This window comes from Streptomyces sp. NPDC058195 (assembly GCF_042883525.1).
Lineage (GTDB): Bacteria > Actinomycetota > Actinomycetes > Streptomycetales > Streptomycetaceae > Streptomyces.
Map to the genome: position 1 here is coordinate 14953 of NZ_JBHVVM010000037.1, position 14162 is coordinate 29114.

Sequence of the window (14162 nt, forward strand, 5' to 3'; positions counted from 1 at the left end):
CACGCGTGGGGAGATCGACAGTGGAGACAAGCGCCTTCGGGGGGATGCGGCCGTCCGCCTGGCAGTCCGGCCGGGCCGCCCGGACGGTCCACCGGGCCAGGGAGGCGGTGGGCTCCGGCGGCCGTCCGGTGCCCGCCCCGCGGGCCGAGATCGAGGCCTCCTGGAACCGGGTGGTGCGCAGCGGCCTCGATCCGGAGCAGTCGACCGAGAGCGTGCTGCTCGGGGCGGACGAGATCGAGCGGCGGCGGCGCGGCTCCACGCTGAGCGAGGTGATGCCGCTGCTGAACGACCGGCTGGTGTCGCTGGCGGACAGCGCCCGGCAGATCGTGGTGGTCACGGACGTGGAGTGCCGGGTGCTGTGGCGCCGGGGCAACGCGGCGGTGCTGCGCCGGGCCGACGGCATCTGTCTGGCGGAGGGCGCGGCCTGGGCGGAGGAGAGCACGGGGACGAACGCGATCGGTACGGCGCTGGCGTCCCGCGCCCCGGTGCAGGTCCACTCCTCGGAACACTTCGTCCGTACGCTGCACGCCTGGACGTGCGCGGCGGCGCCGGTGCGTGATCCGCGCGACGGGCGGCTGATGGGCATCGTCGACATGAGCGGTCCGCTCTCGACGTTCCATCCGGCGACGCTCGCCCTGGTCAGCTCGGTGGCCGGGCTGGCGGAGGGCGAGATCAGGGACCGGCATCTGCGGGCGATCGACCGGCTCCGTTCGGTGGCGGCGCCGCTGGTGTGCCGACTGGGCGGCCGGGCGCTGGCGGTGGACAGCCATGGCTGGCTCGCCGCGGTCACGGGGATGCCGCCGGTGGACCGGCTGCCGCTGCCCAAGTCGTTACGCCCCGGCCGGGTGTGGCTGCCGTCGCTCGGCATGTGCCGGGTGGAGCCGCTGCCGGGCGGCTGGCTGATCCAGGTCGCGGACGCGCCGTCGGAAGGGGCGCCGCAGCGGGTGGTGCTGGATCTGAGCCGCCCGCGCGGGCTCAGGATCAACGTGGTGGGCGCGGTGGGCACCTGGACCCAGCGGCTCTCGCCACGTCACGCGGAGCTGCTGTACGCGCTGGCCCTGCACCGTGAGGGGCGTACGGCCTCCGAGCTGGCCGGGGACGTGTTCGGCGACCCGAGCCGGACGGTGACGGTGCGGGCGGAGATCTCCCGGGTGCGCCGCCATCTCGCCCAGGTGCTCGCGCACCGCCCGTACCGCTTCGGGGAGGGCGTGGAGGTGGAGGTGATCCATCCGGACGACCCGGCCGATCTGCTGCCTCGGTCGACGGCCCCGGTGGTGGTCGGGGCACGTCACCGCGGCTAGGGCCTCTCGTTTGGATCATGCCGGGCTCGCGGGGGCCGGCACGCACATCTGCCGCGTTGTCGTCAGTCACCGACGCTCCGCGTCGGCTCCTTCCTCCGCCTTGCAGCTGCACGCACCAGCCCCCGCTCCCTGATCCAGCCTGATCCAAACGAAAGACCCTAAGGACTGTCCCGTGATCCCTGGTGGATCGGGGTGCGGCGTCAGACGCGGTGCGTCGCACGGCGGCGGGACGCCCGCATACCGGATGTATCCGGGCGTTCCGACAACGCGGCGGGACGCCCGAATACTGGATGCATCCGGGCGTTCCGGCAACGCGGCGAGGTGCCGTGGCTGTCGTCGCACGCCCGCCGGGGATCACGGGACAGCCCTTGGAGACCGCGGTCCGCTTTTCGGGACCGGCTTTGGCGTGCGGCGCGGGGCGTGGTTCCCTGGCAGTCATGAACAGCCCCGCACCGCGCACCGCCGCCTCCGCCCCGACCACCGAGGTGACCACCTGGTCGCTGGAGCAGACCTCTCCCGACGATCTGCGACCGGCCAGGGCCCCGGAGGGGGAGGTGCGGATCGTACGCGCCCAGACGCCGCTGCCCGAGTTCAGCCGGTTCCTCTACACGGCGGTCGGCGGCGACATCCAGTGGACGGACCGGCTCGCGATGACCTACGCGCAGTGGCAGGAGGCCCTGGACCGGCCGGGCGCCGAGACCTGGGTCGCCTACGAGAACGGCACCCCGGCCGGGTACGTCGAGCTGGACCCGCAGGACGAGGGCGTCGTCGAGATCATGTACTTCGGGCTGATACCGGCCTTCCGGGGGCGGCGGATCGGCGGCCACCTCCTGTCCTACGGGGTGGCCCGCGCCTGGGACCTGGCGGAGCGCTGGCCGGAGCGTACGCCGACGAAGCGGGTCTGGCTGCACACCTGTTCCAAGGACGGCCCGCACGCCATGGACAACTATCTGCGGCGCGGCTTCCGGCTCTTCGACACCACGGTGGAGCGGGAGCCCGAGGTCGCGACACCGGGTCCGTGGCCGGGCGCCGACCGCGGCTGACCGGCCGGATCCGGCCGACGGCGCCGGTTCGCCGGGGCGACGCACACGGGGAGAATCAGAGCGATATCGGGTGGAACGGCCGGGGCACAGCGCGTGACGGGCACCACACCGTCTCACGTTTCGGGATAATCACGTCCACATGACGGATAGTGGTGGACTGGCCCGAGAGGGGCGTGCCACGCTTCCGACATGCCTGGAACTGGAATTGCCTTGGTGAGTCGACGCCACGTCGACCTCGGCCGCGTGTCCAGCGCCATCTGTCCGGCGAGCTGAGAGTCCCAGCACCGCCGCCCCCCTTCCGTTCCTGAGCAATGCCCTGCGCACCGCCGCGATCTGACGCGAGTGTGCAGTTCAGAGCAGCCCTCCCGCAGTCCCGAAGGACGTACCGTCATGGCCGCCACCCCGGAACAGCCTGCGCCCGCAACGCCCCGCCGCAAGGCCGGCCGCCACCGCGGCGAGGGTCAGTGGGCCCTGGGGCACTACACCCCGCTGAACGGCAACGAGCAGTTCAAGAAGGACGACGACAGTCTCAACGTGCGGACGCGCATTGAGACGATCTACTCCCAGCGCGGTTTCGACTCCATCGACCCCAACGACCTCCGTGGCCGGATGCGCTGGTGGGGGCTCTACACCCAGCGACGGGCCGGTATCGACGGCGGGAAGACCGCGGTGCTGGAGCCCGAGGAGCTGGAGGACCGCTACTTCATGATGCGGGTCCGCGTCGACGGCGGGAGGCTGACCACCGGGCAGCTGCGCGCCATCGGAGAGGTCTCGCAGGAGTACGCCCGCGGCACCGCGGACATCACCGACCGCCAGAACATCCAGCTGCACTGGGTCCGCATCGAGGACGTCCCGGCGATCTGGCAGAAGCTGGAGGCCGTCGGGCTCTCCACCACCGAGGCGTGCGGCGACTGCCCTCGCGTGATCATCGGCTCCCCCGTGGCCGGGATCGCCGCCGACGAGATCATCGACGGGACATCCGCCGTCGACGAGATCCACGACCGGTACATCGGCAGCCCGGAATTCTCCAACCTGCCGCGCAAGTTCAAGACCGCGATCTCCGGCTCGCCGGTGCAGGACGTGGTGCACGAGATCAACGACATCGCCTTCGTCGGTGTCGAGCACCCCGAGCACGGACCGGGCTTCGACCTCTGGGTCGGCGGCGGCCTCTCCACCAACCCCCGGCTGGCCGAACGGCTCGGCACCTGGGTGCCGCTGGACGAGGTGGCGGACGTCTGGGCCGGTGTCGTCGGGATCTTCCGCGACTACGGCTACCGGCGGCTGCGCAACCGCGCCCGGCTGAAGTTCCTGATGGCCGACTGGGGCCCGGCCAGGTTCCGCCAGGTGCTGGAGGAGGAGTACCTGAAGCGCCCGCTGCTGGACGGCCCGGCGCCCGCGGAGCCCAGCACCCGCTGGCGCGACCACATCGGCGTCCACCCGCAGCGCGACGGCCGCTTCTACGTCGGGTTCGCCCCCCGGGTCGGGCGCGTCGACGGCTCCACCCTCGCCAAGATCGCCGACCTCGCCGAGGCGCACGGCTCCGGCCGGGTGCGGACCACCGTCGAGCAGAAGATGATCATCCTGGATGTGGCGGAGGACCAGGTCGACGCGCTCGCCGCCGGTCTGGAGGCGCTCGGCTTCCAGGTGCGGCCCTCGCCGTTCCGGCGCGGCACCCTGGCCTGCACCGGCATCGAGTACTGCAAGCTGGCGATCGTCGAGACGAAGGCGCGCGGCGCCTCGCTCATCGATGAACTGGAGCGCCGTCTGCCGGACTTCGACGAGCCGCTCACCATCAACATCAACGGCTGCCCCAACGCCTGCGCCCGCATCCAGACCGCCGACATCGGCCTCAAGGGCCAGTTGGTGCTGGACGACGACGGCCGGCAGGTCGAGGGCTACCAGGTGCACCTGGGCGGAGCCCTGGGCCTGGAGGCCGGATTCGGCCGCAAGGTCCGCGGCCTGAAGGTCACCTCGGCCGAACTGCCCGACTACGTCGAGCGGGTGCTGGGCCGCTTCCAGGAGGAGCGCGAGGACGGCGAGCGGTTCGCGGCCTGGGCGGCGCGGGCCAGTGCGGAGTCGCTGTCATGAGCGGGCGCGCCGCGCCGTTCCACTGCCCGTACTGCGGGGACGAGGATCTGCGTCCGCACGAGGCCGGTCACGGCGCCTGGGAATGCGCCTCCTGCAACCGGGCCTTCCAGCTCCGGTTCCTGGGGCTGCTGACCCGGGGCCTGGTCCACGACGACGGGGAAGGGGACGCGATATGACAGCGGGTCAGCGCTCTGCCGAGGAGCTCGAAGCCCTGGCCGGACGAGCCGGACGTGAGCTGGAGGACGCCTCCGCGACAGAGATCCTCACGTGGGCCATCGACACGTTCGGCAGGAAGTTCTGCGTCACCTCCTCCATGGAGGACGCGGTCGTCGCGCACCTCGCCTCCCGGGTCCGCCCCGGCGTCGACGTGGTGTTCCTCGACACCGGCTACCACTTCCCCGAGACGATCGGCACCCGGGACGCGGTCGCGGCCGTGATGGACGTCCGTGTCCTCACGCTGACGCCCCGGCAGACGGTGGCCGAGCAGGACGCCGCGTACGGGCCCCGGCTCCACGACCGCGACCCCGACCTGTGCTGCAGGCTGCGCAAGGTCGAGCCGCTGCGGGAGGGGCTGACCGGCTACACCGCCTGGGCGACCGGACTGCGCCGCGACGAGTCGCCCACCCGGGCGCACACCCCCGTCGTCGGCTGGGACGCCGGACGGCACAAGGTGAAGGTCTCGCCGATCGCGCGCTGGACGCAGGACGACGTGGACGCCTACGCCGCGGAGCACGGCGTCCTCACCAACCCGCTGCTGACGGACGGCTACGCCTCCGTGGGCTGCGAGCCCTGCACGCGCAGGGTGCTGGAGGGCGAGGACGCCCGTGCCGGGCGCTGGGCCGGGCGGGGCAAGACCGAGTGCGGGCTGCACGACTGATGACGAGCGGGCAGGAGACTTCGATGAGCGTGACGGAGACGGGAGCCACGGTCTGGCTGACCGGTCTGCCGAGCGCGGGCAAGACCACCATCGCCTACGAGCTGGCCGGGCGGCTGCGCGGCGAGGGCCACCGGGTGGAGGTGCTCGACGGGGACGAGATCCGCGAGTTCCTCTCCGCGGGGCTCGGCTTCTCCCGCGAGGACCGTGACACCAACGTCCAGCGGATCGGCTTCGTCGCCGAACTGCTGGCGGCCAACGGCGTGAAGGTGCTCGTCCCGGTCATCGCCCCGTACGCGGACAGCCGTGACGCGGTGCGGGGACGCCACCAGGCCGAGGGCACCCCGTACCTGGAGATCCATGTCGCGACCCCGGTCGAGGTGTGCTCGGTACGCGATGTGAAGGGCCTGTACGCCAGGCAGGCGGCGGGCGAGATCAGCGGACTGACCGGCGTCGACGACCCGTACGAGGAACCCGAGGCACCCGATCTGCGGATCGAGTCGCACCGGCAGACCGTGCGGGAGTCCGCGGCGCAGTTGTACGCGCTGCTGAGCGAGAGGGGTGCGGTGTGACCACCACGGCGACCGTGTCGGAGGGTACCGACAGTCCGTACGCGCTGAGCCATCTGGACTCCCTGGAGTCCGAGGCCGTGCACATCTTCCGTGAGGTGGCGGGCGAGTTCGAGCGGCCGGTGATCCTTTTCTCCGGCGGCAAGGACTCGATCCTGATGCTGCACCTGGCGGTCAAGGCGTTCGCGCCCGCACCGGTGCCGTTCACGCTGCTGCACGTGGACACCGGGCACAACTTCCCCGAGGTGCTGGAGTACCGCGACCGGACGGTGGCCCGGCACGGGCTGCGGCTCCACGTCGCCTCCGTACAGGAGTACATCGACGCCGGGACGCTCCGCGAGCGGCCCGACGGCACCCGCAACCCGCTCCAGACCGTGCCGCTGACCGAGGCGATCCAGCACCACCGCTTCGACGCGGTGTTCGGCGGCGGGCGGCGCGACGAGGAGAAGGCGCGGGCCAAGGAGCGGGTCTTCTCGCTGCGCGACGAGTTCTCCCAGTGGGATCCGCGCCGCCAGCGCCCCGAGCTGTGGCAGCTGTACAACGGGCGGCACGCCCCCGGCGAGCACGTCCGGGTCTTCCCGATCTCCAACTGGACCGAGCTGGACGTCTGGCAGTACATCGCCCGCGAGGGCATCGAGCTGCCGGAGATCTACTTCGCCCACGACCGCGAGGTCTTCAACCGCAACGGCATGTGGCTGACCGCCGGGGACTGGGGCGGCCCCCGGGACCACGAGCCCGTCGAGACCCGGCAGGTCCGCTACCGCACCGTCGGCGACATGTCGTGCACCGGCGCCGTGGACTCCGCCGCCACGACGCTGGACGCCGTCATCGCCGAGATCGCCGCCTCCCGGCTCACCGAGCGGGGCGCGACGCGCGCCGACGACAAGCTGTCCGAGGCCGCGATGGAAGACCGCAAGCGCGAGGGGTACTTCTAAATGACCACCACGACCGAGCAGTTGTCGGCGACCACCCTGCTGCGCTTCGCCACCGCCGGGTCCGTCGACGACGGCAAGTCCACCCTGGTGGGACGCCTGCTGCACGACTCCAAGTCGGTCCTTTCCGACCAGCTGGAGGCCGTCGCGCACGCCTCGCGCAACCGGGGCCAGGAGGCGCCCGACCTGGCGCTGCTGACCGACGGGCTGCGCGCCGAGCGCGAGCAGGGCATCACCATCGACGTCGCCTACCGCTACTTCGCGACCCCGCGCCGCCGCTTCATCCTGGCCGACACCCCCGGGCACGTGCAGTACACCCGGAACATGGTGACGGGCGCCTCGACGGCCGAGCTGGCCGTCGTCCTGGTCGACGCGCGCAACGGCGTCGTCGAGCAGACCCGCCGCCACGCCGCCGTCGCGGCCCTGCTGCGGGTGCCGCACGTGGTGCTGGCGGTCAACAAGATGGACCTGGCCGGCTACGCGGAGCCGGTGTTCGCCGCCATCGCCGAGGAGTTCACCGCGTACGCCGCCTCGCTCGGCGTCCCGGAGATCACCGCGATCCCGATCTCCGCGCTGGCCGGTGACAACGTGGTGGAGCCGTCCGCGCACATGGACTGGTACGGCGGCCCGACGGTCCTGGAACATCTGGAGACGGTGCCGGTCAGCCACGACCTGGCCGCCTGCCACGCCCGCTTCCCGGTCCAGTACGTGATCCGGCCGCAGACCGCGGAGCACCCCGACTACCGGGGGTACGCGGGCCAGATCGCCGCCGGGGCCTTCCGGGTCGGCGAGGCCGTCACCGTCCTGCCGTCCGGGCGTACGTCGACGGTCTCCGCGATCGACGCGCTCGGCGAGAGCGTGGACATCGCCTGGGCCCCCCAGTCGGTGACGCTGCGGCTGGCCGACGACATCGACATCTCGCGCGGCGACCTGATCGCCCCGGCGAACGACGCCCCGCCCACCACCCGGGACGTCGAGGCGACCGTCTGCCACGTCGCCGACCAGCCGCTCCGCGTCGGCCACCGGGTCCTGCTCAAGCACACCACCCGTACGGTCAAGGCGATCGTCAAGGACATCCCCTCCCGGCTCGCCCTGGACGACCTCTCCCAGCACCCGGCGCCGGGACAGCTCGTCGCCAACGACATCGGCCGGGTCGTCGTGCGCACCGCCGAGCCGCTCGCGCTGGACGCGTACGCGGACTCCCGGCGTACCGGATCGTTCCTGCTGATCGACCCGGCGGACGGCACCACCCTGTCGGCGGGCATGGCGGGCGCCTCGTTCGCCGCCCCGGCCGCCAAGGACACCGCGGCCCCGGACGAGGACGCCGGATGGGACTTCTGATGACCACCGACATCTACTCCACGTTCGCGAAGGAGGGCGGCCGCATCGGCAGCGGCGCCCTCGGCAGCGGCCAGGGCGGGGTCGCGCGATGTGCGTGAGGACGTACGCGCACTGCCTGCGCGCCCACTCGCACCCGCCGCACCGCGCGTGCGGCCGGTTCACCCCGTTTCGCCCTTTCAGCCAGTTCAGTCAGTTCAGTCAGTTCAGACGAAGACCTGCCGACCTCCCGGCCGCGTCCCCCTGATCCCGCGGGACGCGAACGCCGGGCCGACGAGAGGAAAGCCTCCCGTGTCTGCCCCCCGTTCCACCGCGCGCCGCGCCTTCGCCGTCGCCGCCCTGCCGCTCCTCGCCCTGGCGCTCACCGCCTGCGGCTACGGCTCCGCCGCGAAGGACGACGCCGCGAAGGCGGACGTCTCCACCGGCGGCAAGAAGCTCTCCGCGGACACCGTGAAGATCGGCTACTTCCCGAACCTCACCCACGCCACGGCCCTGGTCGGCATCCAGGAAGGCATCATCGCCAAGGAGCTGGGCTCCACCGCGCTCAAGCCGTCGACGTTCAACGCCGGTCCGTCCGAGATCGAGGCGCTCAACGCGGGCTCGATCGACATCGGCTTCATCGGCCCGTCCCCCGCCATCAACGGCTTCGCCACGTCCAAGGGCAAGAGCCTGCGCATCATCGGCGGTTCGGCGTCCGGCGGGGTGAAGCTGGTGGTGAACCCCAGCAAGATCAAGACCCTGGACGATCTCCGGGGCAAGAAGATCGCCACCCCGCAGCTCGGCAACACCCAGGACGTCGCCTTCCTCAACTGGATATCCGAGAAGGGCTGGAAGGTCGACGCCAACAGCGGCCGGGGCGACGTCTCGGTGGTCCGCACGGACAACAAGGTGACGCCGGACGCCTACCGTTCCGGTTCCATCGACGGCGCCTGGGTACCCGAGCCGACCGCGTCCAAGCTGGTCGCCCAGGGCGCGAAGGTGCTGCTGGACGAGTCGACGCTGTGGCCGGACAACGAGTTCGTCATCACGAACATCATCGTGTCGCAGAAGTTCCTCACCGAACACCCCGACGTCGTCGAGGCGGTACTGCGCGGCACGGTCGCCACCAACGCGTGGATCAACGCCGACCCGGACCGGGCGAAGACCTCCGCGAACACGGCGCTCAAGCAGCTGTCCGGCAAGGAGCTTCCGGCCGAGGTCCTCGACCCGGCGTGGAAGTCCATCCAGTTCATCGACGACCCGCTGGCCGCCACGCTCGACGCCGAGGCCAGGCACGCCGTGCAGGCCGGTCTCCTGGAGCGGACGGACCTCGGCGGCATCTACGACCTGAAGCCGCTGAACAAGATCCTGAAGGCCGCGGGCAAGCCCGAGGTCGCCGACGCCGGTCTCGGCGTCAAGTAAGCGCGTCCGGTACCCGAAGAGGATTCCCAGGAGGTGACGACCATGGCGACCACCACACTCACCAAGGCCGAGGACCGTACGAGGGCCGGGCACGCCGCCCGTATCGACCACGTCTCGAAGTCCTTCGACGGACCGGAGCGGCAGCAGCTCGTCCTGGACGACATCACACTCGATGTCGCTCCCGGCGAGTTCGTCACCCTCCTGGGCGCCTCCGGGTGCGGCAAGTCGACGCTGCTCAATCTGGTGGCCGGGCTCGACCGCCCGAGTGCCGGGTCGATCGAGACCCCCGGCGGACGGCCCGCCCTGATGTTCCAGGAGCACGCCCTCTTCCCGTGGCTCACCGCGGGCAAGAACATCGAACTGGCGCTGCGGCTGCGCGGCGTACCGCGCTCCGAGCGCCGCGCCGAGGCCGTGCGGCTGCTCGAACTCGTACGGCTCGGCGGGGCGTACGGCAAGCGGGTGCACGAGCTGTCGGGCGGGATGCGGCAGCGGGTGGCGATGGCCCGCGCGCTCGCCCAGGACAGCCAACTGCTGCTGATGGACGAGCCGTTCGCCGCACTCGACGCGATCACCCGGGACGTTCTGCACGACGAGCTGACCCGGATCTGGCGCGAGACGAACCTCTCCGTCCTCTTCGTCACGCACAACGTGCGCGAGGCGGTCCGGCTCGCCGAGCGGGTCGTGCTGCTCTCCTCGCGGCCGGGCCGGGTGGCCCGGGAGTGGACGGTCGGCATCGAGCAGCCGCGTCGCATCGAGGACGCGGCGGTGGCCGAGCTGTCCGTGGAGATCACCGAACAACTGCGTGGGGAGATCCGCCGACATGGCCAGCACTGAGACCGCGGGGAAGGACACCGCCCAGGACACGGCGGGCCTGGAGGCGGGGCTGGACGCCCTCGACGCCGTACGGGTGAACCGCACCCCGGTCCGCGAGGTGCTGGTGCGCAAGGTGCTGCCGCCGGTGGTGGCGGTGGCCCTGGTGCTGGTGGTCTGGCAGCTCCTGGTCCAGGCCCAGGTCACCGACGACTACAAGCTGCCGTCACCGTCCCAGGTGTGGGGCGAGGTGACCGACGCCTGGGCGCAGGGCACCCTGCTCGGCTACATCTGGACCAGCGTGTCGCGCGGTCTGCTCGGCTTCCTGCTGGCCCTGGCCATCGGCACCCCGCTGGGGCTGCTGGTCTCGCGCGTCCGGCTGGTCCGGGCCGCGATCGGGCCGGTGCTGTCCGGGCTCCAGGCGCTGCCCTCGGTCGCCTGGGTGCCGCCCGCGGTGATCTGGCTGGGGCTCGACGACCGGATGATGTACGCGGTGATCCTGCTGGGCGCCGTCCCGTCGATCGCCAACGGCCTGGTCGCGGGCGTCGACCAGATCCCGCCGCTGCATCTGCGGGCCGGACGGACGCTCGGCGCGACCGGGCTGCGGGGCACCTGGCACATCGTGCTGCCCGCCGCGCTGCCCGGCTATCTGGCGGGCCTGAAACAGGGCTGGGCGTTCTCGTGGCGCTCGCTGATGGCCGCCGAGATCATCGCCTCCTCTCCCGATCTGGGCGTGGGCCTGGGCCAGTTGCTGGAGCAGGGGCGGGAGACGAGCAGCATGTCGATGGTGTTCCTCGCCATCATCCTGATCCTCACCGTCGGCATCGCGATCGACCTGCTGATCTTCAGTCCGCTGGAGCGGTGGGTGCTGCGCGGTCGCGGTCTCCTGGTCAAGAGCTAGGGGCGTCTCCGGTCATGACCGCACCGGTCCTTCTCGTCATCGCCCACGGCAGCCGTGACGCCCGGCACGCGGCGACCGTCCACGCGCTCACCGCGCGGGTACGGTCGCTGCGGCCGGGGCTGCGGGTGGAAACCGGCTTCCTGGACTTCACCGCGCCGCCGGTGCCCCGGGTCCTGGAACGGCTGGCCGCCGAGGGGGAGGCGGCGGTGGTCGCCCTTCCGCTGCTGCTCACCCGGGCCTTCCACGCCAAGTCCGACATCCCCGCGGTACTGGGCGAGGCCCGGCGCCGCCTGCCCCGGCTGCGGGTCAGGCAGGCCGGGGTCCTCGGCCCGTCCCCCCTGCTGAACGCGGCGCTGCAACGGCGCCTGCGGGAAGCGGGCGTCCATCCCGCCGACCGGGCGTCGACCGGTCTCGTCCTGGCCTCGGCGGGCTCCACAGACCCGGAGGCGATCGCAGTGATCGCTGAAATCGCGCGGGAGCTGCGGCACACCGGTTGGTGTTCCGTGCGGCCTGCGTTCGCCTCCGCTCCTTCTCCCGGCGGGTTCCCCAGCACCGAGGACGCGGTACGGGCCCTGCGGTCCGAAGGGGTGCGCCGGGTGGCGGTGGCGCCGTACGTCATCGCTCCCGGGCGGCTGCCGGACCGGATCGCGGCGGGGGCGGCCGGTGCGGACGTTCTGGCCGATGTCCTGGGCCCCGCACCGGAGTTGGCCCGACTGCTGCTGGCCCGGTACGACGAGGCCCGGCGCGGGCAAGCCCGGCGCGCCGGGGCGCGCCCCATGGCGGTCCGGGCCGCCGCGTTCGGCGCGTGACCCCGGCGGCCCGTGTCAGCGCGGACCGGTGCGGGTCAGCCCACGTCCAGCTGGCCGGCCCGGGTCCGCTTGAGCTCGAAGAAGTCCGAGTGCCCGGCGAGCGTCCGGAAGCTGTCGAAGAACCGCCCGGCCTCCTCGCCGCGCGGCGCGGCCCGCAGCACCGGCCCGAACCACACCGCCCCGTCGACGTGGAGGGTGGGCGTACCGACGTAGCCGCCCGCCTCCGGGTCCTTCCCCGCGTCGTGGCTGAGCCGCAGCGCGTCGTCGTACTCCCCCGAGTGCGCGGCGCCGGCGAGTGCGGCGGGCAGCCCCAGCTCGGCGAGGGACTGGGCGATCACCTCGTCCACGTCCTCGTTCTTCTCCTGGTGGATGCGGGTTCCCATCGCGGTGTACAGGTCGCGCAGCACGCCCTCGCCGTGCCCGGCCGCCGCCGCGACGGCGACCCGGACCGGCCCGATCGACCGGTCGACCAGGTCCCGGTACCAGTCGGGCAGTTCGTTGCCGATGTTGTGCAGATAGAGGCTCATGACACGGAAGCGGAGCTCGATGTCGCGGTGCTGCTCCACCTCCAGCATCCAGCGGGAGGTGATCCAGGCGAACGGGCAGGCCGGGTCGAAGTAGAAGTCGACGGTGGTACGCGGTGCGGTGTCCATGGGTCGAGCGTAGGCAGCGATTGGCAGGTGATCCCGGTCCATTCGCCGCCGGTTCCACTGGGCCATTGGCGAAACCGTGTACGGGGGGCGGGAATCCGGCGGCAGCCGCTACCATCCGCTGAATGTTCAGCATAGAAACTCTGGTGCCGGAGGCCGGGCGTGTCGAGGCGGAGGGTCTGCGCGCGTTCGACGCGGACGCGCTGGCGGCGTACGTCGCCGATCCGGCCCATCCGTGGTGGCGTCGCAGGCCCTGTGTGCACGCGCTGGCCGGACGGGTGCCGGAGCGTCGCGTCGCCGCGCTGCTCGCCCGTATCCACGACACGCAGGACGTGGCGGAGGTCCGGATCGCGCTGCTGGACCTGCTCGCCGACCGGACGGAGCTGCTGGGCTGGCTCAGACATCCAGACCGGCGGCAGGACACGTCGTACGGCATGCCGGAGGCGGTCCTGAAGGCGCGCGGTCTGCTCGGTGACCGCACGGCGGCTGGCGAGCTGGCGACGCTGGCGGCCGAGCCCTGGCCCCGGATGCGGGCGACCGGCGAGGCCGGGCTCGACGCGCTGGTCGGCCGGTACGGAGCGGAGGCGGTGCTGGCCGACGTCGGTGAAGCCCGCCCCGAGGACCGGGCCTTCCGGGTCCGGATGCGGCACCGGGCCGGGCAGGACGTCACCGACGCCCTCGCGGACCCGGACCGGTCGGTCGCCCACCTCGCCCAGTCCCTGCTCACCGATCCGGACCGGCTCCGCGCCTGCCTCCGCACGGCGCCGACGATCGAGGCGAAGCTGTGGGCGGCGTACGCCCTGCACCGCCTGACCGGCGACGCCACCGAGACCCGCGCGATCCACGCCTCGCTGGGCAGCCCCCGGGTCGAGGTCGACGGACTGGACGACGAACTGCGCGCGGCGGTCGTCGAGGAGTACGGCCACCACTGCGAGGAGCGGAGCGACCCGCGCTGGCGGGTCGAGGCCATCTGCACCCAGCCGCCCGCACGGTCGGACGAGGACGTGGAGAGAGAGGAGGAGGAGCGGCTCGGCCGGGCGACGGCCGCGCTCACCGCGGCGGGCCTGGATCCGCGGCCCCCGGTCCCCTGCGGCCACTACCACCAGCAGGGCGGCGGCACGTACCACGTGATCGGCCTCGGCTCCGGGGACGGTGAGGTCTCCGTCAGCACCCTGGGGCCCTTCGTGACCTCCCACAGCCCCGAACCCGCCGCCCGTGCCGCCCTGGAAGCGGCCGGCTTCCGCTGGATCACCCCGGAGACCGGCGAGATCCGCGTGACCGGCCTCTGCGTCTACTACTTCGGTGGCCGCCGCCCCCTCGACGTCAGCACCCTGCTCTTCTACTGGCAGGACTGAGGGCGGGCAGCGAAGACGGCGCTGTCTGCCCGAAGGGCGGGCCGGGCGGTGTCCGGTGCGTGCGAGCGCACGGCGGAGAGCCGCCCCGGTA

General features: G+C 72.3%; 15 protein-coding genes. 14 read left to right on the forward strand and 1 reads right to left on the reverse strand.

The features are described 5' to 3' along the window. Positions 1-44 precede the first annotated feature (44 nt). The 13 genes from ACFVWY_RS31825 to ACFVWY_RS31885 all read left to right on the forward strand — a co-directional run bounded on the left by ACFVWY_RS31825 (position 45) and on the right by ACFVWY_RS31885 (position 12066). Positions 45-1301, forward strand: coding sequence for a GAF domain-containing protein (locus ACFVWY_RS31825; RefSeq protein ID WP_389878426.1), 1257 nt, complete (start codon positions 45-47; stop codon positions 1299-1301). A 437-nt stretch (positions 1302-1738) separates the two neighbouring features. After that, entirely contained in the window at positions 1739-2344 is a 606-nt protein-coding gene (locus tag ACFVWY_RS31830) for a GNAT family N-acetyltransferase (protein ID WP_389878376.1), read from the forward strand. Between the two features lie 189 nt (positions 2345-2533). Next, positions 2534-2617, forward strand: a complete 84-nt coding sequence (locus tag ACFVWY_RS31835; protein WP_317864749.1) for a putative leader peptide — start codon at positions 2534-2536, stop codon at positions 2615-2617. Positions 2618-2734: 117 nt separating this feature from the next. Beyond that, positions 2735-4432: a nitrite/sulfite reductase gene (locus tag ACFVWY_RS31840; RefSeq protein ID WP_389878377.1), complete on the forward strand. Its 1698-nt coding sequence runs from the start codon at positions 2735-2737 to the stop codon at positions 4430-4432. Beyond that, a complete protein-coding gene (locus ACFVWY_RS31845; RefSeq protein ID WP_389878378.1) occupies positions 4429-4608 on the forward strand; it encodes a hypothetical protein in 180 nt (59 codons plus the stop codon). Before ACFVWY_RS31840 ends, ACFVWY_RS31845 begins: the two co-directional genes overlap by 4 nt. Beyond that, positions 4605-5309 carry a phosphoadenylyl-sulfate reductase gene (locus ACFVWY_RS31850; RefSeq protein WP_389878379.1) on the forward strand — a complete coding sequence of 235 codons (705 nt, stop codon included), beginning with the start codon at positions 4605-4607 and terminating at the stop codon, positions 5307-5309. Before ACFVWY_RS31845 ends, ACFVWY_RS31850 begins: the two co-directional genes overlap by 4 nt. Before the next feature lie 23 nt (positions 5310-5332). Further along, the gene (gene cysC / locus ACFVWY_RS31855) at positions 5333-5878 is read left to right on the forward strand and encodes an adenylyl-sulfate kinase (RefSeq protein ID WP_389878380.1); all 546 of its coding nucleotides are present in this window, start codon (positions 5333-5335) and stop codon (positions 5876-5878) included. Beyond that, positions 5875-6810: a sulfate adenylyltransferase subunit CysD gene (cysD, locus tag ACFVWY_RS31860; RefSeq protein ID WP_389878381.1), complete on the forward strand. Its 936-nt coding sequence runs from the start codon at positions 5875-5877 to the stop codon at positions 6808-6810. The genes cysC and cysD overlap by 4 nt, the downstream gene beginning before the upstream one ends. Next, positions 6811-8148, forward strand: a complete 1338-nt coding sequence (locus ACFVWY_RS31865) for a sulfate adenylyltransferase subunit 1 (RefSeq protein ID WP_389878382.1) — start codon at positions 6811-6813, stop codon at positions 8146-8148. 288 nt (positions 8149-8436) lie between these two features. Continuing rightward, positions 8437-9546, forward strand: a complete 1110-nt coding sequence (locus ACFVWY_RS31870) for an aliphatic sulfonate ABC transporter substrate-binding protein (protein WP_389878383.1) — start codon at positions 8437-8439, stop codon at positions 9544-9546. A gap of 42 nt (positions 9547-9588) precedes the next feature. After that, positions 9589-10380 carry an ABC transporter ATP-binding protein gene (locus ACFVWY_RS31875; RefSeq protein ID WP_389878384.1) on the forward strand — a complete coding sequence of 264 codons (792 nt, stop codon included), beginning with the start codon at positions 9589-9591 and terminating at the stop codon, positions 10378-10380. After that, complete coding sequence (locus ACFVWY_RS31880) at positions 10367-11257, forward strand: ABC transporter permease (protein WP_389878385.1); 891 nt, start codon at positions 10367-10369, stop codon at positions 11255-11257. The genes ACFVWY_RS31875 and ACFVWY_RS31880 overlap by 14 nt, the downstream gene beginning before the upstream one ends. A gap of 14 nt (positions 11258-11271) precedes the next feature. Next, positions 11272-12066: a sirohydrochlorin chelatase gene (locus ACFVWY_RS31885; protein WP_389878386.1), complete on the forward strand. Its 795-nt coding sequence runs from the start codon at positions 11272-11274 to the stop codon at positions 12064-12066. Between the two features lie 35 nt (positions 12067-12101). Here the strand turns inward: ACFVWY_RS31885 and ACFVWY_RS31890 are convergent, their stop codons facing one another. After that, positions 12102-12719: a DsbA family protein gene (locus tag ACFVWY_RS31890; protein WP_389878387.1), complete on the reverse strand. Its 618-nt coding sequence runs from the start codon at positions 12717-12719 to the stop codon at positions 12102-12104. Positions 12720-12841: 122 nt separating this feature from the next. Between ACFVWY_RS31890 and ACFVWY_RS31895 the strand changes: the two genes are divergently transcribed. Continuing rightward, positions 12842-14071, forward strand: a complete 1230-nt coding sequence (locus tag ACFVWY_RS31895) for a hypothetical protein (protein WP_389878388.1) — start codon at positions 12842-12844, stop codon at positions 14069-14071. Positions 14072-14162 lie beyond the last annotated feature (91 nt).

Coding starts and splice junctions, on each gene's coding strand:
- ACFVWY_RS31825 (WP_389878426.1), top strand. CDS start 45: ATGCGGCCGTCCGCCTGGCAGTCCGGCCGGGCCGCCCGGACGGTCCAC.
- ACFVWY_RS31830 (WP_389878376.1), top strand. CDS start 1,739: ATGAACAGCCCCGCACCGCGCACCGCCGCCTCCGCCCCGACCACCGAG.
- ACFVWY_RS31835 (WP_317864749.1), top strand. CDS start 2,534: ATGCCTGGAACTGGAATTGCCTTGGTGAGTCGACGCCACGTCGACCTC.
- ACFVWY_RS31840 (WP_389878377.1), top strand. CDS start 2,735: ATGGCCGCCACCCCGGAACAGCCTGCGCCCGCAACGCCCCGCCGCAAG.
- ACFVWY_RS31845 (WP_389878378.1), top strand. CDS start 4,429: ATGAGCGGGCGCGCCGCGCCGTTCCACTGCCCGTACTGCGGGGACGAG.
- ACFVWY_RS31850 (WP_389878379.1), top strand. CDS start 4,605: ATGACAGCGGGTCAGCGCTCTGCCGAGGAGCTCGAAGCCCTGGCCGGA.
- cysC (WP_389878380.1), top strand. CDS start 5,333: ATGAGCGTGACGGAGACGGGAGCCACGGTCTGGCTGACCGGTCTGCCG.
- ACFVWY_RS31865 (WP_389878382.1), top strand. CDS start 6,811: ATGACCACCACGACCGAGCAGTTGTCGGCGACCACCCTGCTGCGCTTC.
- ACFVWY_RS31875 (WP_389878384.1), top strand. CDS start 9,589: ATGGCGACCACCACACTCACCAAGGCCGAGGACCGTACGAGGGCCGGG.
- ACFVWY_RS31880 (WP_389878385.1), top strand. CDS start 10,367: ATGGCCAGCACTGAGACCGCGGGGAAGGACACCGCCCAGGACACGGCG.
- ACFVWY_RS31885 (WP_389878386.1), top strand. CDS start 11,272: ATGACCGCACCGGTCCTTCTCGTCATCGCCCACGGCAGCCGTGACGCC.
- ACFVWY_RS31890 (WP_389878387.1), bottom strand. CDS start 12,719: ATGGACACCGCACCGCGTACCACCGTCGACTTCTACTTCGACCCGGCC.
- ACFVWY_RS31895 (WP_389878388.1), top strand. CDS start 12,842: ATGTTCAGCATAGAAACTCTGGTGCCGGAGGCCGGGCGTGTCGAGGCG.